Here is a 22,646-nt window from a genome sequence, read left to right as displayed (position 1 = left end):
AGTCTTCGATTTCGATGATCTACATATGATTATGACATAGATATGCTACAAATTTACAAATCTTAAGATGAAAAGATAAATAACATAAACCTTTTTCCAATATAGTTTTAGTGCACCCTCAATTTAACACCACATCATACCCTTGAAGGAGAATTGTAAATGAAAAAAATCGTGTTAATGCTCCTGGTCTTTCTTATGGCATGTATTCCTTGGGTCACCGTTGTTGAAGCAGCAGAAATTAATCATGATCAGGTTGTCGGATTTCAGGAAGTCTCCCCAGTCACCGTAATGCAACAAGCAGCCAAGCGTTTTCAGCCATTTCTAAAAGTCTATCATGGTTGTGTACCTTTTCCCGCAGTGGATCAACAGGGCAATACCAGCGCTGGCTTGAATACGTCCGGGTCATCGAATGGGAACTGTAGCTCAAACACAGGGCAGATCTACTCCCGCTCCGCATGGCACAATGGGGTGTGGGCTATCATGTATTCGTGGTATTTCCCCAAAGACTCCCCTTCCTCTGGACTCGGCCATCGTCATGATTGGGAAGGAATCGTCGTGTGGGTCGATAATCCGGCAGCTCCCAATTCCAAAATCCTCTCTATCGCATATTCCGGTCACGGCCAGTTTACAAAAGTTACACCGAGCAATAACAATACACAAGGTAACCATCCGTTGATTTCCTACAATAGTACCTGGCCGCTGAACCATGAGCTTGGCGTTACTAATGCTGTTGGCGGAACTCAGCCTTTAATCGGATGGGACGATCTGACTTCTGCGGCACGAAATGCACTCAACACGACAAACTTCGGTAGCGCCAACGTGCCTTTCAACGATAACAATTTTACCAACAATTTAAATAAGGCCTGGTTCAGATAAAAAAAATCCCCTTCAAGTGGCAGCTCACTTGAGGGGGATTTCATTATAATGCGATCGTATCCCGATCGCCATATAGGTCCAGCTAAAAGCTTGCCGCAAGAAAGCTCCTCGGAACATGACTCGTCTTTATCCTTACTCGAAGAATAAGTTATTCTGTCATCGTATCGCTCATCAGATAACCTCAAAATCCGATTTTTCTGCCTGCACGCAGCTGTTTATACCAGAAATAGACGGTGCAGCCTACACAATAACCCAGCAGTGCCGCGCTTGCAGCCGCGAGAAGCATGACGGAGAATACATAACCTGCGGCTACCCAGCCAAGCGAGAACGAGATGAGTGCCAGAGACAGGAAGAGCACGGCCAGAATATTGTTGAATCGCTGCAGCTCCACCGCCTGCGTCTCTGTACCTTTACCAGTCAACACAGCTTTCCCAATCTGCACAAACAGATTAAGCTTGCCACTGGAAGCCAGACCAACCACCTGAATGACCCACAGCGCTCCCAGAACTACAATTGGATTGAACACAAACGAGAGTAAAACAAATAATACAATACCGACCTGATTTGCTTTCACATAACGCATGGGCACTTCCCGCATCTGTATATCTCCTTATCCCCATTTTATTAGTTGGTTTTATTGTAGTCGGTATTGGGTTAATGAGCAACACTTCATTTTAGGGGAGTAAAATCTCTTTTCAGCACATCCCAATGGGGAGTCGGGGTGCCTGTTGTCTTTTTCCAATCGGTAAATGCATTATTTAACGCCTCAATCTCTCCAAACGAACCCGCGACCAGCTTATGAACCGGAAGCATGCTATAGATCTTCAACAGAAGGTACAACATCCGTTGATGCTTGCGGATCATTTTAGCCTGAATCTCCGGTATAATCGTTATGCCCATAGCCTCAAGTACGCTAAAGCCTTCATCCATCGCCCCAATCATATGTTGGATTTGCTTTCTATTCCCGTCCAACTTGATCAACTCACGCTCCTCATTAAAACTCACCGCATTAAGCATCAGAATGGGGATGATATGGCTTTTCAGCCAGGCATCAATATCGCTCAGAACATTTAACTTGTATTTCACATGTTGGAAAGCTTGGTCCAGCAAAGGTTTAAAGCCTATCTCTCCGTCCAGACTGCCGATTACCATTTGTCCGCTGCCTCCACCGACCGATAACATGCGGTCCTTTTCCCGCTTCCCTGCACTCACATGAAATCCAAACGCGACCTGTTTTGCTACCCTGCTGTTTTCCTCCAAAAAGTTTTGCATGCTTCGTGCATCTGCGTTGTTTCCCACAATCACAATATTGCTGCTCTGATTGTCTGCCAGAATAGGTAACACTGAAGGAAAATCGTTATACTTCATGACAACAAAAATCAGATCATATTGGTCATCCACTTCCAACGTTCTGGCTACCCGAACCTGATCAACTGTCGTTTTGAATTGAAAAAAATGCCGGATGACGAGTCCATCCTTCTCCAGCTCCTCTGCCCGCTTCCCTCTGGCCAGAATGGTGACTTCATTGCCGCCGCGCACCAGAACATGCGCCAGTTGACTGCCCAAAACCCCCGCACCATACACTAATATCTTCATTGGTTATCCCTCAATTTCATAGTTTATAAATAATCGTTGTTTTATCAACATTTGTTGATAAAATAAGAGTAACAAAGCACCTACTGTGCTTCAATCGTTAAAATATCCGTTTTTGTTGAATAATCAACGAATGATTCCTTATTGTTGAAAACCATCATAGGAGGGGCCATGGACAGACGAGTACTCAAGACACGAAAGGCAATAATTGAAGCTTTTGTGGGGTTACTGGAGGAACAGGATTTTGAGCAAATTACGATAAACGATATTGCTGATCGGGCTAATGTAAACCGAGGAACCATCTATTTGCATTACGCTGACAAGTTCGACCTGTTGGATCAATGCATTGAGACCTATTTGCAGCGGTTGTTGGATGCCTGTATGATCGAAAGCCCTACTACAACACCCGTTACGGCCAAGGATGCGTTGCTCCGAACCTTCAGTTATCTGGAACAGCATGCCTCTACCTATACCACACTTCTAACTAAAAAAGGTATTCCAGCGTTCCGTAGTAAGTTGATGACATTGTTGGTCCAGGGAGTGGAGGAACAGATGGATGCCTGTGGCATCCAGGAAGGTATGAAAAAAGAGATCACCATACAGTTTCTTGCTTCCGCTGCTGTGGGCCTCCTGGAGTGGTGGATTATGAATTCCATGCCTTATCCGGCCGAGGAGATCGTTGACCAATTAATAAATTTACTGGAGCTACATCTGCAATTGCACGCACCCATTAATGGATAACCCAATCTCTTTCAAGTGATCTACAACAAACAAAAACCACGTCCTTCGACGTGGTTTGATTGTTTATGAAGCTATGGAGTTCAAATCAATTGATACTGCATTACTACGAGCGATGCGATCACACACCTATGCCAAAGCGATCACTTCAAGAAGAAGCTTTAACTTCATTACATCTCTCCAGCAAAATCTGGATCTGGCGCTCCAGCCACTGCCCAAGCAATGGATGTGGCAACAGTGTCTCACCGCTGTACACATAGTTCAGTTCTTGCAACCGACCCGGGATAACGTTCCTCGTGAAATAACCGGCACTCAAAAACAGCGGCGCCACAATGACTCGGTTCCCCCGCTCTTCGCTCCAATACTTCACTTTGTCGTACACACTCTCCGGATTCAGCAATGCATAATCCGTATGGGCTACATCACTAACTTCCTGCACACGCTCTGCAAGGGAAGAAATTCCGGCTTCCCAACGCTCGCGAAAACCATCATGAATACTCCCATGGCCAACCAGCAGAATCGTTTCTTCCTCCGGTTGCTGCGACAGTACTCGGACTTTGTCCCACACCATCACGGCAATATCCGGATCGTTATCCACCGGATAACCGAAGTGAACCCGAGCCTTCACATCGAACGGTTCCAGATCCGTTTCGCGATCAGGTGTTTCCTTTGCACCAATGGCATATTCAATTTCATCCACATGTGTACTGCCGGACGAAACAAATAGAGGTACGACCAGAATATCGGTTACGCCTTGTGCTTCCAGTCGGTCGATACCGTCCTGGATCAGGCGTCCTTCCACAAGTTCAAGAAAACCGGCTTCAACCGGTAATGGAACAGGCAGATTCAACCGGGAGATCGCGTCATCGACGGATTCCACCCAGGTCTGCTCCTGTGAACCGTGACTGATGATGAGTACACCCGGCTTCTTCATGTTAGCGTCCCAGGCGTTCCAGCGTCATTTTATAACCATCATTACCGTAATTCAGGCAGCGTTTCACACGTGAAATTGTAGCTGTACTCGCACCTGTCTCTGCTTCAATCTGGTTATACGTATTGCCTTTACCCAACATACGAGCCACTTCCAGCCGCTGGGACATGGATTGGATCTCGTTAACTGTGCAGAGGTCATCAAAGAAAACATAACACTCTTCAATATCTTTTAGCGTCAAAATAGCCTCGAATAGTTGTTCAATGCTTTTATCATTTAGCTTTTTCAGCTGCATTTCATCATCATCCCCTAGCGGTTACTGTGTACCTACATTGTACTCACCCTGAGTTGGTATTTCAAGCGTTACCGATTTCACGCACTACAGAATAAAAATACATGTTACCGCTTACAAAAGGTACTATTGTCCTCCCCTCGTGTACATCGGGCGAAATTTCCGCGCTTTTTCCCAGTTTTCACCTGTATATATCCGATTACTTATGTAGGATTTCAATCCTCCTAAATGTTACAATTTTGTGTCTAAACTTCATTTTACTCTTCGTGAACCTGCCATCTTACATGCGCCCAAATCCGCAAATATCCCGTTTTCCGGGATACCCGCCTACGCCGTCTCTCCGCGAATGACATACAGTATAACAAAAGGGAGTTCCACAAGGGTCTATGATGTACATCTGTCATGCAACTCATGGAACGCAATTCCGAAATCCAATAGAAGGAACGTGATTGTTCATGCCACAGCATTATTATCACCGCCAGCCAGCACCAGGGCAGCGTCCGTCTTCTCATGCTCATCGGCAGGCACATACTTCTGCCTATATGCCGCCCGGTGTGGTTCCGAGGTCTTTAAATGAAACTCAGATTCAACCGATGTATCCTGGAGTAGAGCCCCATTACCCGGGCTTTGGTGAAGTCGAAGCTTCTGCAGTCGTACCCTATGGGCAAGGTGTGGCTGGCGGGAACTTTTATGGAGGTGCAGCTCAGGTTCTTCCCCCAGCTCCGGTACCGGCGCCTGCTACTGGCAGTTCCGGCTTTTCATTAGCCAACATCGGTGAGTTAAAAGGAATGATCGACCGCTTCGGCGGTATTGATGGAATCATGACTGGAATAGGCAAAATGCAAAAGGTCGTCGGTGGTATCCAGCAGATGGCTCCGATGATGAAACTTGTTATGGGCATTCTGCCTTTTGGAAAAGGAAAAACGGATAGCAGCGCGGCCGATGCAGACTATGAAGAATATAAGCCGTCCCGCAAACGCAAAAACAAACGTCGGAACAAAGCAACGAATGTTCCACGTCGCCGTAATACGACTCCAACCCGTCGCAAATCCAATTCCACGAAGCGCCGTCCCAAAAGTCACAAAGGTTAAGAAGATTCAGGCACCCCCTTACAGAAGGCGGGTGCCTTAACACCGTCCATCCGTATACAAATAAATTCCAGGAACTTACGTTCTTATTTCTGTAATTTGAGGTATACTGGATAGTAACTAAAGGAGGCGGACCATGGAACTTATCAAAGATAAATACACTCCCGCATTAATCGATCGGACCGGCGAACAGATGCGTCAATTCTACCCTAAGCTGGATACACAGCAATTTCATGAATTGGTTTTCGCCGAAGGCTGGGAACAGTTGGAATTCAAAGCGCGCATTCGCAGAATCACACTGGCTTTGACCCAGGTACTGCCGGACAATTATGAGGAAGCATTACATATTATCGAACAAGCCGCCCCGACGATGAGAGGCGTTGAATATCTGTTTGTACCGGATTTTATCGAAGTGAACGGACTTGACCCAGAGGATTACGAGTTATCCATGAAGTATCTGACCCTCTTCACACCTTATTCCAGCTCGGAGTTCGCGGTACGCCCGTTTATTGAACATTATCCAATCCAAACGATGAAACATATGATGGCGTGGGCAGAGAGCAACAACGAGCATATCCGCAGACTTGCCAGTGAGGGCAGCCGGCCACGTTTGCCATGGGGTGCGAAACTCCAGAACTTTATCACTGATCCAACACCTGTACTTCCGATTCTGCATGCATTGAAACAGGACGAGTCCCTCTATGTTCGCAAAAGTGTCGCCAATCATCTGAATGACATCTCCAAGGACCACCCTGAACTGGTTATGGATCTGGCCACGACCTGGTACGGACAACATGCACACACAGACTGGATTGTCCGGCATGCCAGCAGGTCATTACTGAAGAAAGGACATCGCAAAGCACTGAGTCTTTTTGGTTATAACGAGCAGGATTCGATTCACATTGAGCAGCTTCAGCTTGTCCAGGATACGATTAGCATTGGCGAGGATCTTCATTTTTCGTTTGATGTCGTTAACGAGAGCGGCGAGTCCCAGATGCTGCGAATTGAATATGAGATGGGTTATATGAAGGCAAATGGCAAGCAGGCCCCCAAACGGTTCAAATGCTCCGATAAAATGTACCCGACAGGCAGAACCAAGGTAGCCACTAAACAATCGTTCAAAGTCATCACAACGAGAAAATATTATGCCGGTCTGCATACGCTTACCATTCTTGTGAATGGCAAAGAAGCAGCTACAACTTCTTTTGTTCTTGAAATGGAGTAAAAGGAAGTCATCATAAGTTATACACAGCTTGTTGAAGCGGAATAGTTATTCACATGTGGATACATTTTTTTCAAAACTTCTAATAGAAGAATCAGAAAGGCCACCTGGCAAACATCATCTCCCGACATTTATTACTGCCCGAGATCATGGCCCAGTGGCCTTCTTCATATGTAGTTCAAACTGCAATTCCCCTTACCCACCCTCACCGCTATCCAAAGACCTGCATATGGTCGTAACAATTAGAAAGATACACGATACATCCATGCTGCGCATTCTTGTAACAATATTGGGCTAAATGATGATATGGGTTAGACATGGCCCAGCGTCTACCAGGTTTCCAACTTCCCGTTGGTGGGTTATGCTCGCTTCATTTGGATAGGGTTACCGACGCAGTTTTATTCCTCGATTAAGTCTATGGTCCAGTTCTTCTCCTGAATTTTAAAATCCAGTTCCCGGTAGGATTTCGAAAGGCTATCCACTTTTTGTTGAATATCTGCTATGTTCACGGTTCGCTCATACTTCACTTCAGAACGACTGTACCGATCCTGGCGAATGGACGCATTCTGCAAAACCTCGTTAAACGATGCTCTTTCTTGCATGATTCCATCCCGCTCTGCAAGGGCATCTGCAAGCGTAACTCCAGCTGTGAAGTCAGTCTGTGCATTGGTCTTATTAATTTTCTTAACCAATACCGTCAGGCTCCGGATCGTATTCTCCAGGTCAATCATAAGCAACTGTGGGTCCTCTGCTGGCTGTTCACCTTCCTGAACTTTAACTACGCGTTCCAGACGTTGCTTGAGCTGAGCTATCTTCTTCTGCTCATCTGCACGCAGTACAAGAGCCTCTGCCAATCTCATCGTATCCCATCCTTCCACAATGATATGTATGGATAATTCATCCAGAATCTATTCACATATCGTTATATTTTACCTGTGGATACACGTTATTACAAGTTTATGTTACTAACATCTGATTACACTCGTTCTCACTTAAACCAGCCCCGTTTTACAAACCAGGCCACCATGCTTCCACCAAGCACAAACATCAACAGCAACACAGCCCCATACCCAAACTTCCATTGAAGCTCAGGCATATAGGCAAAGTTCATGCCATAAATACCCGCGATCAGTGTGAGCGGCATAAATACAGTCGTAATCACCGTGAGTGTCTTCATGATCTGATTCATCCGGTTGGAGTTCAGGGAAATATAACTATCGCGCAGGTCAGCAGTCATCTCCCGATCGGCTTCAATCATGTCCGTCAGCTTCAATAAATGGTCATAGATATCGGTAAAATAAGCCGTATGTTCACCTGTTCGCTGCACATGCTGGGAGTTCACCACCCGATAGAGCAGATCCCGCATCGGTACTACGGTTCTTCTAAGCTTCAGCAATCGAGTCCGCAGATCAAACACCTGGTTCATCAAGTCTTCAACTGACTCCTGTCCACCCCGGTTCTCCAGTTCGGCCAGTTCATCCTCAATGGCAAATAGAGACGGAAAATAATGATCGACCAACTTGTCCATCACCGTATAGGCTGCTGCCACCGGACCTCGCGCCCAGATGGTTCGTTCATGTGCATGGTGCAACAAGCGTTCCCACGCTTCATCCACTTCCTCCAATACGCCATGATGAAAAGACACTAGGAAGTTTGATCCGAGAAACAAGTCAACCTCCTCGGCTTCCAGTGTGGACGGGTTCAGTGCATGGAGCACAAGAAACTGAAGATTATCATAATAATCGAGCTTAGGCCGCTGCAATACATGCAGACAGTCCTCAATAGCTAAAGGGTGAAAATGAAAATATGTATCCAGCAAACGGCTTTCCTCTTCCGTAGGCTGGTTAAAATCTGCCCATACCCAGGCATAATCGTTCAGATCCAGCTGTGTAAGTGGTACGTTAACGGAGACTTGATGTTCTCGTGTAATGGCGAGTGTACGAATCATAAATTAGACCACGTCCTTGTCCTGTATCTTTACGTCATTGTACAACTTTAACCATAGGTACGTCTCCCACGTGTCCAAAATATCCACAGACGCATTTAAACTCGACAACAAAAAAAGCCAACCCTGTTGGCTTCTCTCATTTCCCTATCCACAGTTCCCTGTATCCACAGGAATATCTTCTTTTGGTTTATCATTCCACGGATGGCTATCCACATATCCAGCCTGTCCACACGTTCATGCACAGGCGTCTCTTGATTTTGGTTGTATATTTATCCACATATCCCGATATTCACACAGTTATGAACAGATTGTCTGGTAACTCCGAATTTGTTCGGGATAACTTCTCTTTTTAGAAAATAATCCAGTACAATAACCCTGCCAGTGCCCCAGTAATCGGAATCGTAATGAACCACGTAATAATAATACGTCCAGCAAGTCCCCATTTCACAGCAGAGAAACGTTTCGCGGAACCCACACCCAGAATTGCTGATGTGATCGCGTGCGTTGTACTCACTGGAAGGTGAAGCAACGTTGCTGTGAAAATAACGGATGCAGCTGACAGATCGGCGGCAAATCCGTTGATCGGTTCAATTTTAAAGATTTTGGTACCCATCGTTTTGATGATTTTCCAACCACCAATGGATGTACCCAGAGCCATCGCAGTTGCTGCTGAGATTTTAACCCACAGCGGAACATCCAGATTATCCTGCACACCTGCTGCAACCAAAGCAAACGTAATAATACCCATCGCTTTCTGTGCATCATTCGTACCATGCGTGAATGCTTGCAGTGCTGCCGTGAAAATCTGTACCGTACGGAAACCTTTGTTCACGTTATGCGGACTGCGTTTGGCGAAAATATATTTGAGAATCGTCATGACCACATAACCGATGGCAAATGCGATCAGAGGTGATAATAACAAACCTCCAACGATATCAATGAATCCGCTCCATTTCACTTTATCAGATCCTGCGCCAACGAGTACGGCACCTGCAAGGGCTCCAATAAGTGCATGTGATGAGGAAGACGGAATACCAAACCACCATGTAACCAGGTTCCAGATAATCGCTGATATCAAGGTGACTATGACGACCTCTATCCCGTTATCCAGCGTGGTGGGGTCGGTCACACTCCCCCCAATCGTCTTCGCAACGCCTGTGAACATCATCGCACCGACAAAGTTCATCACCGCTGCCATAAGAATAGCTCGACGCGGCGTCAGTGCTCGGGTTGAGACCGAAGTCGCAATGGCATTGGCCGTGTCGTGAAAACCGTTGATGAAGTCAAACGCCAGTGCAAGGAAGACGACTATACCCAATACCCAAATCGTTGTTTCCATTATTCTCTGGCTCCTTAAGAATTACGCATAATGATGGATTCAAGCACGTTCGCCACGTCTTCACAAGCATCCGTTGTTGTCTCAAGACGTTCGTAAATTTCCTTACGCTTGATCAGTTCAATCGGATCAGACACGGTAGCGAAGAGATGTTTGATACACATGCGCAGCACTTCGTCGCCTTGGTTTTCCAGATCATTCAAACGAATGGTATACTCACGGATCGCGAGCAATTTTTTCTGGGACAGCAGATGGATCGCCTTCTGAATTTCGTAAGCCGATTGGCGCAAAATTTCAGCAAACTGTATGACGAACTCATCATCTGGATCTGTCAGTTGGTACATATAGAAACGGGAAGCCGTTGCTTCGAGTCCGTCCAATACGTCATCAAGTGTTGTTGTCAGCTCCATAATATCATCGCGTTCGATCGGCGTGATAAATGTTTTGTTGAGTTCTGTAATGATCGTATGCACGTAATCATCACATTTCGACTCGTACTTCTTCATTTCATTAGCAAAAAGAGTCACATCCTGAAGGTTGGAAACATGCTGGGAGAAATAATCTGCCGCTTGAACAACCGTATCTGCCATATTCTCCAGTGTCTCAAAAAATATATCCTTCTTCTTCTTAAGCTTCATAGCTCTATCCCCTTTACGAGAAAAATTGCCGACAACCGATGAAACATGAAATGACAACCTTTGATATCTTATCATATTTGTTTCATGGTTTGTACAAAAGGTGTGATCCTTTTTTATATTCTTATCACATTAATCTGAAATGAATCTTAATTATTTGGAATAATGGTAAATTCAAGTCAAGATTTTACACTGCGTTTACAATTCGACATCAAAATTCAAAATCGACACGATTCTACTTTTCACGCTAAGGACAAATATAATGCCTTTTCGACAACAAAATGAATACATGTTTCATTGTTTTCTTTCATTACATCCTTTTATTGCTGCGCAGCCAGCTTCACATGACTGGAAAATTCCGGTTGATTGGGAACAATGCTGATAAAGGTTTTACCCGGTACAAGAGCAACTTCACTGCCACCTTGAACAAACCGTATAATATCCCCCTGCTTCTTCACCCACTGCCCACGAATCATCTTGCCCTTCTGAAAAAGCATGGCTTCCCCGCCCTGTTCCAAATTAACGGACAACCGACCTACATTATCGAGCACCTTGTGATCTGCACCTGCCACAATGATGTTTGCTGCACCAAGTTGAGTCCCATTATCCAGATCCTGATCTGCCTTGCCATTCACCATTCTCATATATCGTCCGCTAACTTCATCATAATCATACGTCACCCGGTAACTATCCAATAAATAATGGATATCAAATTGCTTCACTGCCTCTCCTACGGATGTCGCGCCTTCTTCGTTATAATTGTATACCGGCGACTTGAAATCATGGCTGTAACCCTTGATGTCTGACCCTTCTCTCAGCTTGTCCGCTGAAGTATACAGATTATGTGGGGCTTTACGATCCGAGGAACGCCAGAAGTAAGGTCCACCATTCGAGATTTCATCCATATGCTGTTTCTGCTGCCTTTGCAAAATGGAATACGCCTCCGGACTGCCTCCGGCGTGAACAAGTACCCCATCATAACTCTCGCCGAGCTCAATTAGATATGGACGTATACTGCGAACGGGTCCAACCGTCTCCGCACCGCCTTCACTCTGGAAGATGGCTATGAAACGGGTAATGCCTCCCTCAGCGAGAACTTCAAGAATGATATCGGCTGAACTTAGACCCGATTGGGGCCGAGCTGCGGGTGCATTATTAATCATTACGGCGAGTGGTCGACGCGTAATCGCTTCATCTACAGGCAGACCCGTCAGAGGTGCTGTATAGAGAGACGTGTTGGTTTCCTCCACGTGTTCTTCTTGTACAGGTGCAGGTGTCGGTTCTGGCTGAAGTGGCATCTGAGCCACATCCTGGTTTTGGCAGGCAACAAGACTTAATGAGAGAATAAACAGAGATGCAGCCCATGCTGCTTTGTTCCATTTAAAAAGCTTCAATATAGGACCTCCTGAACGATATGGCCTGGTTCTAAGTTGTGATATATGTCTCATGTGGGCAACCATTTCACGTATTTCTTTCCATTTAATCACACCCCATCCGATTTGTCTGCGCCTAGAAGGCCTTGATACAGCTTGAAATTCACATTTGAAACAGCATATAGCTAGAAAAATATGTCCTAAATGTGAACTTCTCAAACCTTACTTAAAATTTGAACTAGATTGTGATTTTAATCACAAACAAAACGACTTTTGAACTATACAATAAAGACATCAAAGGTGATCACTTAGAAAAACAAAAACAACACACACTAGATTCCATGAAGGAGTGGTTCATATGTTCAGCACAAACCAATGGCTTAGAGAAAACAAAGTAGCAATGTGGATTTTGACAGTACTTCGGGTGTATATCGGTTATGATTGGATGACTCACGGATGGAGCAAATTGACTGGCGGATTCCAAGCTGGCGGGTTCTTGGCCGGTGCGGTAGAAAAAGCAACAGGTGATCATCCAGCAGTTCAAGCATGGTGGGCAACGTTCCTTGAGAAATTCGCAGTACCAAACGCAGGACTGTTCGACTTCGTTATCCCATTGGGTGAATTCCTTGTAGGTTTGGGTCTCATCCTCGGTTGCTTCACTACACTAGCAGCACTGATGGCTATGGTCATGAACTTCGCGTTCCTCTTCTCGGGAACAGTAAGCACGAATGCTCAACTGGTTGTAATGGAAATCTTCCTTGTCGTTGCTGGTGCAAATGCAGGTAAAATCGGTCTGGATCACTGGGTACTGCCTTACCTTCGCGGATTGTTCACTCGTAACAACAAAGGAAATCTTCCTAAAGACACACCAACGATTAGCCCAACTCAAAAAACAGCTTAAGCAATCATTCATAGCATAAAATTCTCGGCCCTGCTCCCAATCCCCCTGGAGAGCAGGGCTTTTTACTTTTCAAAAATAGCCTGGATACTCTGTCTGACTTGCTCAGCCACAGAAAATCGTATTATGATGAAATAAAGTTGAATTTCAAAGGAGTACACGATATGCCGACCCAGCGACGTCTTGAGACCGATGCGGACTTCCAGGAAGCCATGAATATGAAGTATAAGGTTCGAGTTTTTAAAGATAATCACCAGATTGACTCCGGTGGCATCATTATCCGTTTTGACAGCAACACCGTAGTAGTACAATCCAGTGTCAGTGAGCTCGCTTATCATTCGCGTACAGACTGTGAATTGTTCGAAATCCGCAAATAAAGATCTATTGCATGAATAAAGTCCTCATATTGAAAAAAGGTTACTGTAGCCCTTCAAGGGTGTAGAGTAACCTTCTTTTGTTTATATATTGTAATTGTATGCATTAATACACGTTATGTTATCCGTACGAAACTGGCTTCAAACACCATAATCAGGCTGTTGTCTGTTCCAAGTTACACGCCGTCTCCAAACTGCCAGCAGTTCAAACTGAGCGTTCCGTAAGGGTAAGACTGGAATAGACGCTTCGCTGATCGGGACATATCCGCTGTACCCATGGCGTAGAACAAAGGTGCAATGTGTTCTGTACCATACGACGGAACCGCCGTACGTGCATGAGGGGCTTTTTTCTCATATTGAAACAGTTCTCTTGTGTTCCACTGCTGCAAGCGCTCCCCAATCCAGTTATCAAATTCAACCGCCCACTCTTGCGGTTCATCCGTATTGCCCAGCAATCGCAAATTGTGAACCGTTCCACCGCTGCCAATGATTAACACATCATCATGACGTAACTGTTCCAGCATTCGGCCAATATCATACTGTTCCTGCGGCGTACGCAACGAGTCTACAGATACAGCAATCACAGGTATGTTAGCCTCGGGATACATATGGAGCAACGGTACCCATACGCCATGATCCAGCCCTCGGCCTCGAATCGGCTGATGTGCCAGATTGCTGCGGGTGAACAAAGCACATATCTCGTTCGCTAAATCTGGCTGCCCAGATGCAGGGTATTCCATCGTATACATTGTAGAAGGAAATCCGTAAAAATCATGCAAGGTCTGATGTGTATCATCCATCGTCACGGACGGTTCAGGACAATCCCAATGCGCCGTAAATACGACAATGGCTTTCGGAGCCGGCAGCCTGTCTCCAAGCTGGTTCAAGAAGTGAGTGTAGTCATTGCTCTCCACCGCCAGAGCGGGAGAACCATGCGCAATGAAAAGTGCGGGTAATGTCATTGCTGCCAACCTCCAGACACGGATAGAATGCTTACTCCTCTATTTTACCCTTAAGAAGGCGCTTTTCCAAGCTGACATCCCCAAACAGTTGTAATCCTGCCACTTATATCATCCAGTGTTGCCAATCCTGCTCGATCTTCTGACGTTCGCCAAGCCACTCTCTGGTACGCGTAATTAGCTGTTCCCGCTCTTTACCTGAAGAGAAGGTGTGATCGCCCTGGAAGATGATCTCCTTGTCACAGCGGCCCTCTTGGCGCATCCAGAATACCTTTTGATACAGGAATGCGTAGTCTACAGGAATAATCTCATCTGACGTGCCATGCACGACGAGTACATCTCCGCTAAACTTAACTGCTTCCTGGAATGGCTGTTGTTCAGCAAGAGACTCGAAGAACGTCGGTGTGAATTTGTACCCCAGATAATCAGCCGCACCCAGTTTCACGCCTTCATCGTATACTTCCCGTCCCGTAATCTTCACGATATCATTGAATGGATAACCCACGGAGGACCACATAACCAGGTTTTTGACACGTTTGTCACGTACAGCAGTGAGTAATGCAACGGCACCACCCAGACTATGACCAATCAGCGTAACACGCGTAGGATCTACATCACTGCAATTCACCGCGTAGTCCAGCACCGAGCGAGTCTGCAGCACCATGGACTCCAGTCCCTCCGCTCCATACTCCCCACTGCTCTCTCCGCAACCGATATAATCGAAACGCAAGACCAGATAACCGTCTTCAGCCAGCTCCCGTGCAGTCTTTACAAACAAACGATCCACGCCGATTCGGCTACCAACGAAGCCGTGGCAGATGACCGCCAGAGGGACCCGTTGCTGACTCTTCTCCTCCTTAATATCTTTCACAACCGGATAATGAATCGTGGCTGTTAATTCTTCCTGTCCATGACGGATACTGATCTGACGTTCCATACGGATTTCCCCTTTCCACCCTTAGCCTGTTAACTTCCATTTATTAAATATATATAATCCGATAAGTTTAGTGTGTATTAAGATGTTATTCATATATTATCATCCCGTAACCTTCAAGTCAACGTAAGTAAGAACCCTTTCTACGTCGACTACCAATCTACATTTTATCGGATAATAAGCGCAAAAAAATGAGCCACGCTGATGACAGCTGGCCCAGATATCATTTGGAATTCAAACCAAGTGTTGCAGGATCGTTATTCGTAGCTTCTACGGAACATCTCGTGAGTCTCCACCCGTCCATTCCACTCATGCTCATGACCCGAATCAGTATTGTCCCAGAAACTTCTCCCCTTCAAATTGCCATCTGTCAGTTCTTCTGCATACTCCGTATCCTCCAGATTCTCCTCAAAGGATACAACCTCGTCCACGACTCCACGGGAGTTGCTGTTCAGTAGCAGCTTCCGGGTCAATTCTGTTTGTTTATCCATAACAAGCACACTCCAATCTTGGATTTCTGTTGGAAATGCTACTATTGTGATGGAATCGGCTGCTCTTTATGCATACTTCACACAATCGTTAGATCTGGGAGGCGTGAAGGTATTTTTTCACATGAACAGGGGAAAATAAACGAACAAACATAGGCAGCATATGCCTCGGAATCCTTCTGCCGAAAGGAATGAATTCATGGAACATCTACTGGAATGGATTCAACATCACGGTAAACTGGTGCTGTTATGCACCTGTGTTATACTGGCCTGTGTATGGATATGGGTCCACCATGAGCAACTTTTTTATAAGGAATGACTTTGCGAAACGAGAGCCCTTCCCGTATACTAAAATACCGTCAGGGTCTTCAGTCCATTGGAAGATCAGAACGTGTGTAGACAGGGGGAGCAATCATTGGGGATTTCCTATAAGAAGCTTAAAGAAATACAGAATCGGCAAATAACTGAGATGAGTCGAATGACACCTGAACATGTGAAACTGTATGACGAGATCAGCACAATTGCGCGTCATGCGCCAGCGGACGAGAGAACACAGGAAGAGTGGATACTCTCCGCAGGAAAAGCAATCGTACAGGCTCAGCGGGATAACAAACCCGCTCGCGAGTTATACGGACCTGATCTGGAACAAGACATCCATGCACAGCTCGGGATTACAAATACAGCACCGGAGAAGACGGCTGCCGTTGAGGTGGGTAAATCCAGCCCAACTCGTGGTAATAGTTCAACAGCTTCATCGAAAAAGAATGCCAACGCTGTAGAACCACAGCCAACTGAGAATCCAGAGCCTGTGAAACGGACACCAAAGTGGTATGCCATGATCGCTTGGGCGGCTTTGTCTTTTGTCATGTTGATTCAAGGATGTGTGGGATTGTTCGTGGGTTGGACTGGCGGAGATACGGAGCCGTTCCAACACATCAGTCTGTTCTCTCTGCTCGTTGCGGCAGTTGGCGCTATCGCATTGGTGGAGATGCTTCGCCGCCTTGCTGAGCGACCGGACGATGAAGGAGCGGACAAGAACACCGTACCTAAGGTTAACCTTAAGGGAATCATCATTTACATCGTCATCGTGGTCCTTGTGCTGTTTGTAGGCTATCCATTGCGTGATAAACTTCCGGTATTTGCACTGGCTCCGTGGGTGAGTGCAGTGATCGGAGTTGTGGGACTTGCAACGGTAAGGCCTTTATTTGGACAAAAGAAAACTGCATAACACGTTATATAATCGATTAAGGGGCTTCACGAATTCGTGAGGTCTTTTTCCATTTGGAGCTGATTCCGATGTTTGATTCCTTTGCCCGGTGTCTCTCCAAACTCCCGCTTGAACATCCGGATAAAATAGTTCACTTCCATCCCTACGGTCTCTGCCGCCTCTCGTACACTTGCTCTTGGATGCTTGTCCAGCCATTCCGAAGCCTTCTGCAAACGTAATCGTTGCATATATTGATGTCCTGTCACGTCATAATGCTGGTGAAATAATCGATTGAGATGCTGCACCGAATAACCCACTGCGTCAGCGATGTGCTTCAATAACAGGTCATCCTGGTAGTGCGTATGCATCAATGCTACTGCTCGGATGAGTGCATCCTTGCTCGGATCGGTCTCCCGATTAGAGTGTTTTACAGCTACGTCACGGGCCATCGATGATCCAACACCTCCAATACCGACATCAGATGGAATTTTCGATTGTGCTATATCTAAAATAAGCTGGTAGATAAGGGCTGATGTGTTCCACATCTCCGTTGCTCCTCGATCCAGCCCATGCCAGAGATTGGTCATCCGTGACCAGATGATTTCAAAACCAGAGATATGGCACGGCTCGTTCTGAAGCAAACCCGTGGATTGTAGTACCGATCCAGCCGATGTACCGCCAATACCGATATAACCCAGTTCCCCTTTGGATTTGGAATGAGGCACATACTCATGCGCAACTTCGGGTTCCACGATGAATAACTGCCCTGCTCCCATCGTCCATGTCCCTTTTCCCGTTACCTTGAACTGCCCTTCACCACCGCGTGACAAAAACAACTGATACACCGGAAATCCATCCGGTCTATGCAGAACTTTCTCTTCCTGCGTCCCCACACAATACAGGTACAGCGGCAACCGGGAATCCGGCAGGCCCGTCAAACGAAACGCAAGCATTCCATCATTCCTTTCGGCTCATAGGCTTCTACATAAAGTGAACTAAAGATTTTTACACTAGCCACTCCGTTTCATGTAAATGTTAGTTTAATCTATATAGCCAACTTCCCTTTATTATCCAATAATTGGTTCAAATGCAACATTGGTCTAAGGAACCGTTCTGGCGACAAATTTTATATCAAGTGAATTGCCGCGAGGATGTTAAGCGGTGTCTACGCGGGAATATTAAAAACTCCCTTTCCGGTTGGAAAGGGAGTTAATGGCTTTAAATTCCTAAAAATTAATTACCCAGTATGCGTTTCAACCGCATTTGTCTATCTGGATTCATGAACCTGGCGTAGAGGGGTCTGCAGCAGTTGATTGAGTGCCATTACCACCTGAAGTTCCCGCGCCCGTATTGTCAGTTCACTGACCATTGCCAGAAGAAGCTGGCAAAATCTCAAATGTGCCTTCTGCACTGACAGATGTATATTTCGTCGGCTCACTCACCACTGAGACTACCAAAACTTTGTATTTACCCGCTCCAAAAGCCATATTATTTGAATCATTGGCGGAATTTCCAATATCCACTATTGCTGTCCCTGAAGAAGTACCACCTACACTAACATCTGTTAAAACTCTCCCAGTAGTTCCTGAGCTGCTCTCTTCTTTAATGATATACACATCGTAACGAGCGATGCCTACTTCATTTGGCTTAGTGAAACTTATATTAATGGAAGAAGCACTTACAGTTGTTTTTAGATCTATTACACTATCAACAGTCGTTGGTGCCTGTTTTTTTGCTTTAATTATGAAAGGAGTCGACGTAGTTATATTTGATTCCCTTTTACCGTCAGATGATTCGGATAAAATAACAACCTTGTATGTTCCAGCTTTGATCTCGTCACCATTACTATCGGATAAAGAAATAGGAAGTTCTGTAACTGTACTTGTAGAAACATCGAGTGAATTGCTGGATTTCGCAGTTTTTTTGGCCGCATTTAGATCGAAAGTTGTAGATGCAGGTACTACCATTAACACATAACGTCCAATGGCTTGATCAGGGACTGGTTTTGTATATGTCACTTTTACATCGGTAGCATTACCTGCAGCTTGCTCTTCTTTCTTAACTTCAACGTTAGTAATTGTAACTGCTCCTACTGCACTAGTTACGGACAATTTAACATCTGCATAGGCCGTTGACAGCACATTGGATGAATTACCTGTATTACTTACCGCAAGTACAAATATGCGATAGTTCTCATCATTGCGAATAGTTGTACTATCTGTTGCCTTGGTATCGTCTAAAGTCACCGTGTAATTTCCGCTTCCTCCAGCTTTATTTACCACCTTAAAGTTGGAGTTCCGATTAGCTTCCGCCAAATCAAATCCACTCAAGTTGGAAGTTTTGACTACAAATACACGGTAATGATACACGTTCGTCTCATTCGATGATCGATTAAATGTCACACGCAAATCACGTCCATCTCCGTTATCCGCGATGTCCGTTGCAGTCACACTGGTCGGAGCGGTAACAGCCGTGTTCGCAGTCAGTGTGATCTGAGAAGAATATGAAGACAACGCATTTTGACTTGAGTTTCCGCTATTGCTTACTGACATAACGAATACACGATAGGAAACGTTATTGGAAATAAGGGAACCGCTTGTATCATATGCATTCGGAAGCGTAACGGACAAGTTACCACCCGTTTTGTTCACCTGCGTATAGTAGTTCGACGCATTAGCTGCACTTAGTGTGAAGTTGCCCGCATTACCGGAGCGAACAACGTATACTCGATATCCAGAGATTCTGGACTCATCCGCGGCCTTGTTGAAAGACACCCGTAGATCACGCCCATCACCGTTGTCACCAATATCCGCAACAGCCAGGTTGCTAATGACTCCCGCGTTACCGGTCGTTGTCAGTCTCAGAGCTGTGGAGGAAGCTGACAGCGCATTGGTGTATCCATTTTGCTGATTGCCCACCGCCATCACAAAGATGCGATAATCTTGCAGATTCGTTACATTATAACCACTTGTGTCCTTCATGGATGAAGGTAATGTCGTTGTAATGTTGTTGCCTGTTTTATTGACCGTATAGTACAGACTGGAGGACAGGTTACTCGCCGTTGTCAGATTAAAGTTGCTGGCAACCGAGTTACGCACCACAAAGACGCGATAATTCGCCACCTTGGACTCATCCGATGAACGGTTGAAGCTCACCTGAATGTCACGACCATCTCCATAATCCGAGTTATCCTTCACCTGCGTAATTACTGGAGACGTTGCTGTGTTCACGGACAACGTAAGTGAAGATGATGCTGCGGACAGCTTGCTGTCTGTTGTTGTATTAGTGCTTACCGACAAGATGTAGACCACATACGCTGTGCCACTTTTAATCATTTCGCCAGACGTATCCCGTGTCGAAGAAGTCAGCTGGCTTTTCACTGCGGTACTGTTTCCTTTGTATATGATCGTGGAGTTTGCACTGGACACTTTATTCGCTGCAGCCAGATTGAACGCAGAAGAGTCCTTCGCTTTGACTACAAAAGCACGATAATACGTAATGTTCGATGTCGTGCTCGGCTGCGTGAAGTTAATCTCCAGATCGCGGCCATCGCCATAGTCACTAATATCTGCGGCACGCAGACTTGTAACCGCCTGTACTGTGGATTTCACATTATTGAGCTTCAATGCTTGGGAAGACCAGTTCAATGCATTTTTATAATTATTGCTGCTGTTACCAACAGTCAGTACATACAGACGATACGTTTCATTACTATTGAGCAAATCCCCGTTCACGTCACGCGTCTGTGCATTAAGTGTCAGTTTCGGGTTGCTGCCATTCGGTGTAACAGATGTATAGTTTGCAGAAGGTACGGCAGTTGCTGAGGACTCCGTAAAGCTATTCACATCGCGAGTTTTCACCAGCATAATCCGGTAAGCAGATACCGCCTTCTCTGAAGTTGGACGTGTGAAGCTCACGGTCAGGTCACGACCATCTCCGTTACTTCCAGATACCGACCCGTAGATGTTCCATGCAGCATATTGTGTCTCATCCACTGGAGGTGTTGCCGTTGTCTTGATATCTACACGCTGATTGCGTGAGTTCCAGAATACTTTTTCTCCAAAAGCTTCACTGACAAAACGAATTGGAACCATCGTGTTGCCCTTAATCGTGTTCGCAGGTACATCCAACGATATCGCTTCCCCGTTGATGTATGCCGTTTTGGAACCAAGTGTCAATTTAACTTCCTGATCATCGCGAGTTGCAACAATCGTTTTGGTTCTGTTCGTGTATTGTACCTTCGCATCCAATCCTTCAAAAATCGACCGAAGCGGAACGAGTACGCGTCCACCTTTCATGACAGGTGCCTGAGCAGATGATAACTCTGCATCATTGATGTATATGCTGATTCTCGCGGCTGCATCCATAACCGACGTTGGAAGTGCGGACATCAGCATGGCCGATACAGCCAGCGCTGACATTACCTTCTTCACTTGTTTTCCTCCCGCTTTCCTCATATCCCATATCCCCATTCTCACATTTAGTTAACATCGAAATAGATTCGCTGTTCTTTTCATTAATTCCTGTATTTTCCTATGCACAACTAAGACGTTCCGATCGGCTCAAAAGTTTCCAGTTGTACAAAAAATATTTTCTCAGAAAACTTCCTCTATCTTCCACCCTCCAAAAGTTAAAAATAACAGAAGAATTTGTCACCATTCCGCAACCACATCCTGCACCAATTGGGTTAATGTATAGTGACTAGTGAACAACACCTATCATTTTCTCAACTACGGGAGGTTCATATCTATGACATCATCGTTCCAATCTGCCAAACGTAAAGGCATGCGCACCTTCATTACAGCCACCGCCATCCTCATGCTGCTCCAAACGGCTGTCGCTCCATTATCCGGAGTCGCTGCTGCCGCTTCTTCCAGTACAGATACCAAAGTCACAACTGCCGGTTCAACAACGATATATAAAACATTTCAGTCCATGCTCTACAAAAAGAACGGCTTGCCTGCCGCGGATACTTATCTCGAATCTCATATCAATCAAGTCACCACTTATCATGCAACTCTGATGGTCTTACAACTGGAGAATGCCCGCAACAAGGCGTTAACAGCCATGACGGACCGTCTACTGGTGCCTAATGTTCAAGACAAGATGATCAAAGCCTACAAGTGGAATGATAGCTTCACCCAACTGATGAGCCGCACCAACGACACCAGTCTGCGTGCGCTGCTCCAGCAGGCACGGGATAGCGGTTATCGCCTGGTTATGCTGGAAGGTTCCCTCTATCCGATCATGAATTATATGGCTTTTCAGAAATATATCTCGTACGTGAAACCAGACATCAAACAATACATTAATATTATGGCAGTTGAAACCAGCAACCTTGCCGCCGATGATGGTGCACTGGTCATTGGCTATCAGGAGATTCTCAATCGCGCTTTGAATCAGGAACGATTCCTGAACGAATATCCGAAGTCCAATCGGGTACAACAGGTGAAGAACCTGATGAATAACTATACCTTGTATACCTTTTATGGCCTGAATAATACGCCTTTATTTGACTATGAAACGAACAAAATGACAGCCAATGCCCAGAAAGGTTACAAAGCTGTCTTACAACGTAACTCATCCGAAGACAGTGCCTTCCTGACCAAACTCGAAAAGTTCATGGACATCGTAACCGAAGCCAAATTCGAGAAAACCGCTGCTGTCGAGAAATGGCTAGAGCAGAATGTGCCGGTCAGCGACTACGCGAATTATTGAATTAATCTGCTCCCACGGTTAACACCCGGTTCAAAT

Annotated in this window: 22 protein-coding genes; 8 read left to right on the top strand and 14 right to left on the bottom strand. The window is 45.7% G+C overall.

The genetic code is table 11. The features are described 5' to 3' along the window. The first annotated feature begins 159 nt into the window (after positions 1-159). Positions 160-876 carry an NPP1 family protein gene (locus tag V6668_RS04035; protein ID WP_036668377.1) on the top strand — a complete coding sequence of 239 codons (717 nt, stop codon included), beginning with the start codon at positions 160-162 and terminating at the stop codon, positions 874-876. Positions 877-1,057: 181 nt separating this feature from the next. Here V6668_RS04035 and V6668_RS04030 read toward each other — a convergent pair whose 3' ends face one another. Then, the gene (locus tag V6668_RS04030; RefSeq protein ID WP_017690661.1) at positions 1,058-1,474 is read right to left on the bottom strand and encodes a DUF4395 domain-containing protein; all 417 of its coding nucleotides are present in this window, start codon (positions 1,472-1,474) and stop codon (positions 1,058-1,060) included. Positions 1,475-1,545: 71 nt separating this feature from the next. Beyond that, positions 1,546-2,472: a ketopantoate reductase family protein gene (locus V6668_RS04025; RefSeq protein WP_076320031.1), complete on the bottom strand. Its 927-nt coding sequence runs from the start codon at positions 2,470-2,472 to the stop codon at positions 1,546-1,548. Between the two features lie 168 nt (positions 2,473-2,640). Between V6668_RS04025 and V6668_RS04020 the strand changes: the two genes are divergently transcribed. Then, positions 2,641-3,210, top strand: a complete 570-nt coding sequence (locus V6668_RS04020) for a TetR/AcrR family transcriptional regulator (protein ID WP_036606049.1) — start codon at positions 2,641-2,643, stop codon at positions 3,208-3,210. Positions 3,211-3,355: 145 nt separating this feature from the next. Here the strand turns inward: V6668_RS04020 and V6668_RS04015 are convergent, their stop codons facing one another. Together V6668_RS04015 and V6668_RS04010 are read right to left on the bottom strand one after the other, a co-directional pair. Continuing rightward, a complete protein-coding gene (locus V6668_RS04015) occupies positions 3,356-4,141 on the bottom strand; it encodes a sirohydrochlorin chelatase (RefSeq protein WP_036606050.1) in 786 nt (261 codons plus the stop codon). Between the two features lies 1 nt (position 4,142). Beyond that, complete coding sequence (locus V6668_RS04010; RefSeq protein ID WP_017690665.1) at positions 4,143-4,433, bottom strand: YerC/YecD family TrpR-related protein; 291 nt, start codon at positions 4,431-4,433, stop codon at positions 4,143-4,145. 452 nt (positions 4,434-4,885) lie between these two features. Between V6668_RS04010 and V6668_RS04005 the strand changes: the two genes are divergently transcribed. Together V6668_RS04005 and V6668_RS04000 are read left to right on the top strand one after the other, a co-directional pair. Continuing rightward, a complete protein-coding gene (locus V6668_RS04005; RefSeq protein ID WP_338707753.1) occupies positions 4,886-5,521 on the top strand; it encodes a hypothetical protein in 636 nt (211 codons plus the stop codon). A gap of 133 nt (positions 5,522-5,654) precedes the next feature. Beyond that, positions 5,655-6,743: a DNA alkylation repair protein gene (locus tag V6668_RS04000; RefSeq protein ID WP_338707752.1), complete on the top strand. Its 1,089-nt coding sequence runs from the start codon at positions 5,655-5,657 to the stop codon at positions 6,741-6,743. Between the two features lie 395 nt (positions 6,744-7,138). Here V6668_RS04000 and V6668_RS03995 read toward each other — a convergent pair whose 3' ends face one another. The 5 genes from V6668_RS03995 to V6668_RS03975 all read right to left on the bottom strand — a co-directional run bounded on the left by V6668_RS03995 (position 7,139) and on the right by V6668_RS03975 (position 12,053). After that, a complete protein-coding gene (locus tag V6668_RS03995; protein WP_036668384.1) occupies positions 7,139-7,600 on the bottom strand; it encodes a DIP1984 family protein in 462 nt (153 codons plus the stop codon). A gap of 128 nt (positions 7,601-7,728) precedes the next feature. Further along, positions 7,729-8,688, bottom strand: coding sequence for a magnesium/cobalt transporter CorA (gene corA, locus V6668_RS03990; protein WP_036668386.1), 960 nt, complete (start codon positions 8,686-8,688; stop codon positions 7,729-7,731). Between the two features lie 349 nt (positions 8,689-9,037). Next, a complete protein-coding gene (locus V6668_RS03985; protein ID WP_036668387.1) occupies positions 9,038-10,027 on the bottom strand; it encodes an inorganic phosphate transporter in 990 nt (329 codons plus the stop codon). 14 nt (positions 10,028-10,041) lie between these two features. Next, complete coding sequence (locus V6668_RS03980) at positions 10,042-10,662, bottom strand: DUF47 domain-containing protein (RefSeq protein ID WP_017690670.1); 621 nt, start codon at positions 10,660-10,662, stop codon at positions 10,042-10,044. 317 nt (positions 10,663-10,979) lie between these two features. Continuing rightward, entirely contained in the window at positions 10,980-12,053 is a 1,074-nt protein-coding gene (locus tag V6668_RS03975; protein WP_338707751.1) for a DUF3048 domain-containing protein, read from the bottom strand. Positions 12,054-12,390: 337 nt separating this feature from the next. Here V6668_RS03975 and V6668_RS03970 point away from each other — a divergent pair, with 337 nt between their 5' ends. Together V6668_RS03970 and V6668_RS03965 are read left to right on the top strand one after the other, a co-directional pair. Next, a complete protein-coding gene (locus V6668_RS03970) occupies positions 12,391-12,933 on the top strand; it encodes a DoxX family protein (protein ID WP_036606056.1) in 543 nt (180 codons plus the stop codon). A 161-nt stretch (positions 12,934-13,094) separates the two neighbouring features. Further along, on the top strand, positions 13,095-13,307 hold the full coding sequence (locus V6668_RS03965) for a hypothetical protein (RefSeq protein WP_017690673.1): 213 nt from the start codon (positions 13,095-13,097) through the stop codon (positions 13,305-13,307). 173 nt (positions 13,308-13,480) lie between these two features. On the opposite strand, the gene V6668_RS03960 is transcribed toward V6668_RS03965, so the two are convergent. The 3 genes from V6668_RS03960 to V6668_RS03950 all read right to left on the bottom strand — a co-directional run bounded on the left by V6668_RS03960 (position 13,481) and on the right by V6668_RS03950 (position 15,688). Further along, positions 13,481-14,266: a DODA-type extradiol aromatic ring-opening family dioxygenase gene (locus tag V6668_RS03960; RefSeq protein WP_017690674.1), complete on the bottom strand. Its 786-nt coding sequence runs from the start codon at positions 14,264-14,266 to the stop codon at positions 13,481-13,483. Between the two features lie 103 nt (positions 14,267-14,369). After that, positions 14,370-15,200 (bottom strand): alpha/beta hydrolase, encoded by an 831-nt coding sequence (locus tag V6668_RS03955; RefSeq protein ID WP_036606057.1) that lies wholly within the window; start codon positions 15,198-15,200, stop codon positions 14,370-14,372. 254 nt (positions 15,201-15,454) lie between these two features. Further along, positions 15,455-15,688 carry a hypothetical protein gene (locus tag V6668_RS03950; RefSeq protein WP_036606058.1) on the bottom strand — a complete coding sequence of 78 codons (234 nt, stop codon included), beginning with the start codon at positions 15,686-15,688 and terminating at the stop codon, positions 15,455-15,457. A gap of 412 nt (positions 15,689-16,100) precedes the next feature. On the opposite strand from V6668_RS03950, the gene V6668_RS03945 reads away from it, so the two are divergent. Continuing rightward, the gene (locus V6668_RS03945; protein WP_338707750.1) at positions 16,101-16,913 is read left to right on the top strand and encodes a hypothetical protein; all 813 of its coding nucleotides are present in this window, start codon (positions 16,101-16,103) and stop codon (positions 16,911-16,913) included. 26 nt (positions 16,914-16,939) lie between these two features. On the opposite strand, the gene V6668_RS03940 is transcribed toward V6668_RS03945, so the two are convergent. Next, positions 16,940-17,845 carry an AraC family transcriptional regulator gene (locus V6668_RS03940; RefSeq protein ID WP_338707749.1) on the bottom strand — a complete coding sequence of 302 codons (906 nt, stop codon included), beginning with the start codon at positions 17,843-17,845 and terminating at the stop codon, positions 16,940-16,942. 405 nt (positions 17,846-18,250) lie between these two features. Beyond that, the gene (locus tag V6668_RS03935; protein ID WP_036668389.1) at positions 18,251-21,325 is read right to left on the bottom strand and encodes a copper amine oxidase N-terminal domain-containing protein; all 3,075 of its coding nucleotides are present in this window, start codon (positions 21,323-21,325) and stop codon (positions 18,251-18,253) included. Positions 21,326-21,641: 316 nt separating this feature from the next. On the opposite strand from V6668_RS03935, the gene V6668_RS03930 reads away from it, so the two are divergent. Beyond that, a complete protein-coding gene (locus V6668_RS03930; RefSeq protein ID WP_051449576.1) occupies positions 21,642-22,610 on the top strand; it encodes a hypothetical protein in 969 nt (322 codons plus the stop codon). Positions 22,611-22,646 lie beyond the last annotated feature (36 nt).

The organism is Paenibacillus amylolyticus, from assembly GCF_036894225.1.
Classification (GTDB): Bacteria; Bacillota; Bacilli; order Paenibacillales; family Paenibacillaceae; genus Paenibacillus; species Paenibacillus amylolyticus.
The sequence above is the reverse complement of the archived record's forward strand: the minus strand, read 5'-3'. Positions and strand labels throughout refer to the sequence as shown.

Excerpts from the sequence above, each read along its gene's own strand:
- V6668_RS04035 (WP_036668377.1), top strand. The coding sequence starts at position 160 with ATGAAAAAAATCGTGTTAATGCTCCTGGTCTTTCTTATGGCATGTATT.
- V6668_RS04030 (WP_017690661.1), bottom strand. The coding sequence starts at position 1,474 with ATGCGGGAAGTGCCCATGCGTTATGTGAAAGCAAATCAGGTCGGTATT.
- V6668_RS04025 (WP_076320031.1), bottom strand. The coding sequence starts at position 2,472 with ATGAAGATATTAGTGTATGGTGCGGGGGTTTTGGGCAGTCAACTGGCG.
- V6668_RS04020 (WP_036606049.1), top strand. The coding sequence starts at position 2,641 with ATGGACAGACGAGTACTCAAGACACGAAAGGCAATAATTGAAGCTTTT.
- V6668_RS04015 (WP_036606050.1), bottom strand. The coding sequence starts at position 4,141 with ATGAAGAAGCCGGGTGTACTCATCATCAGTCACGGTTCACAGGAGCAG.
- V6668_RS04010 (WP_017690665.1), bottom strand. The coding sequence starts at position 4,433 with ATGCAGCTGAAAAAGCTAAATGATAAAAGCATTGAACAACTATTCGAG.
- V6668_RS04005 (WP_338707753.1), top strand. The coding sequence starts at position 4,886 with ATGCCACAGCATTATTATCACCGCCAGCCAGCACCAGGGCAGCGTCCG.
- V6668_RS04000 (WP_338707752.1), top strand. The coding sequence starts at position 5,655 with ATGGAACTTATCAAAGATAAATACACTCCCGCATTAATCGATCGGACC.
- V6668_RS03995 (WP_036668384.1), bottom strand. The coding sequence starts at position 7,600 with ATGAGATTGGCAGAGGCTCTTGTACTGCGTGCAGATGAGCAGAAGAAG.
- corA (WP_036668386.1), bottom strand. The coding sequence starts at position 8,688 with ATGATTCGTACACTCGCCATTACACGAGAACATCAAGTCTCCGTTAAC.
- V6668_RS03985 (WP_036668387.1), bottom strand. The coding sequence starts at position 10,027 with ATGGAAACAACGATTTGGGTATTGGGTATAGTCGTCTTCCTTGCACTG.
- V6668_RS03980 (WP_017690670.1), bottom strand. The coding sequence starts at position 10,662 with ATGAAGCTTAAGAAGAAGAAGGATATATTTTTTGAGACACTGGAGAAT.
- V6668_RS03970 (WP_036606056.1), top strand. The coding sequence starts at position 12,391 with ATGTTCAGCACAAACCAATGGCTTAGAGAAAACAAAGTAGCAATGTGG.
- V6668_RS03965 (WP_017690673.1), top strand. The coding sequence starts at position 13,095 with ATGCCGACCCAGCGACGTCTTGAGACCGATGCGGACTTCCAGGAAGCC.
- V6668_RS03960 (WP_017690674.1), bottom strand. The coding sequence starts at position 14,266 with ATGACATTACCCGCACTTTTCATTGCGCATGGTTCTCCCGCTCTGGCG.
- V6668_RS03955 (WP_036606057.1), bottom strand. The coding sequence starts at position 15,200 with ATGGAACGTCAGATCAGTATCCGTCATGGACAGGAAGAATTAACAGCC.
- V6668_RS03950 (WP_036606058.1), bottom strand. The coding sequence starts at position 15,688 with ATGGATAAACAAACAGAATTGACCCGGAAGCTGCTACTGAACAGCAAC.
- V6668_RS03940 (WP_338707749.1), bottom strand. The coding sequence starts at position 17,845 with ATGCTTGCGTTTCGTTTGACGGGCCTGCCGGATTCCCGGTTGCCGCTG.
- V6668_RS03930 (WP_051449576.1), top strand. The coding sequence starts at position 21,642 with ATGACATCATCGTTCCAATCTGCCAAACGTAAAGGCATGCGCACCTTC.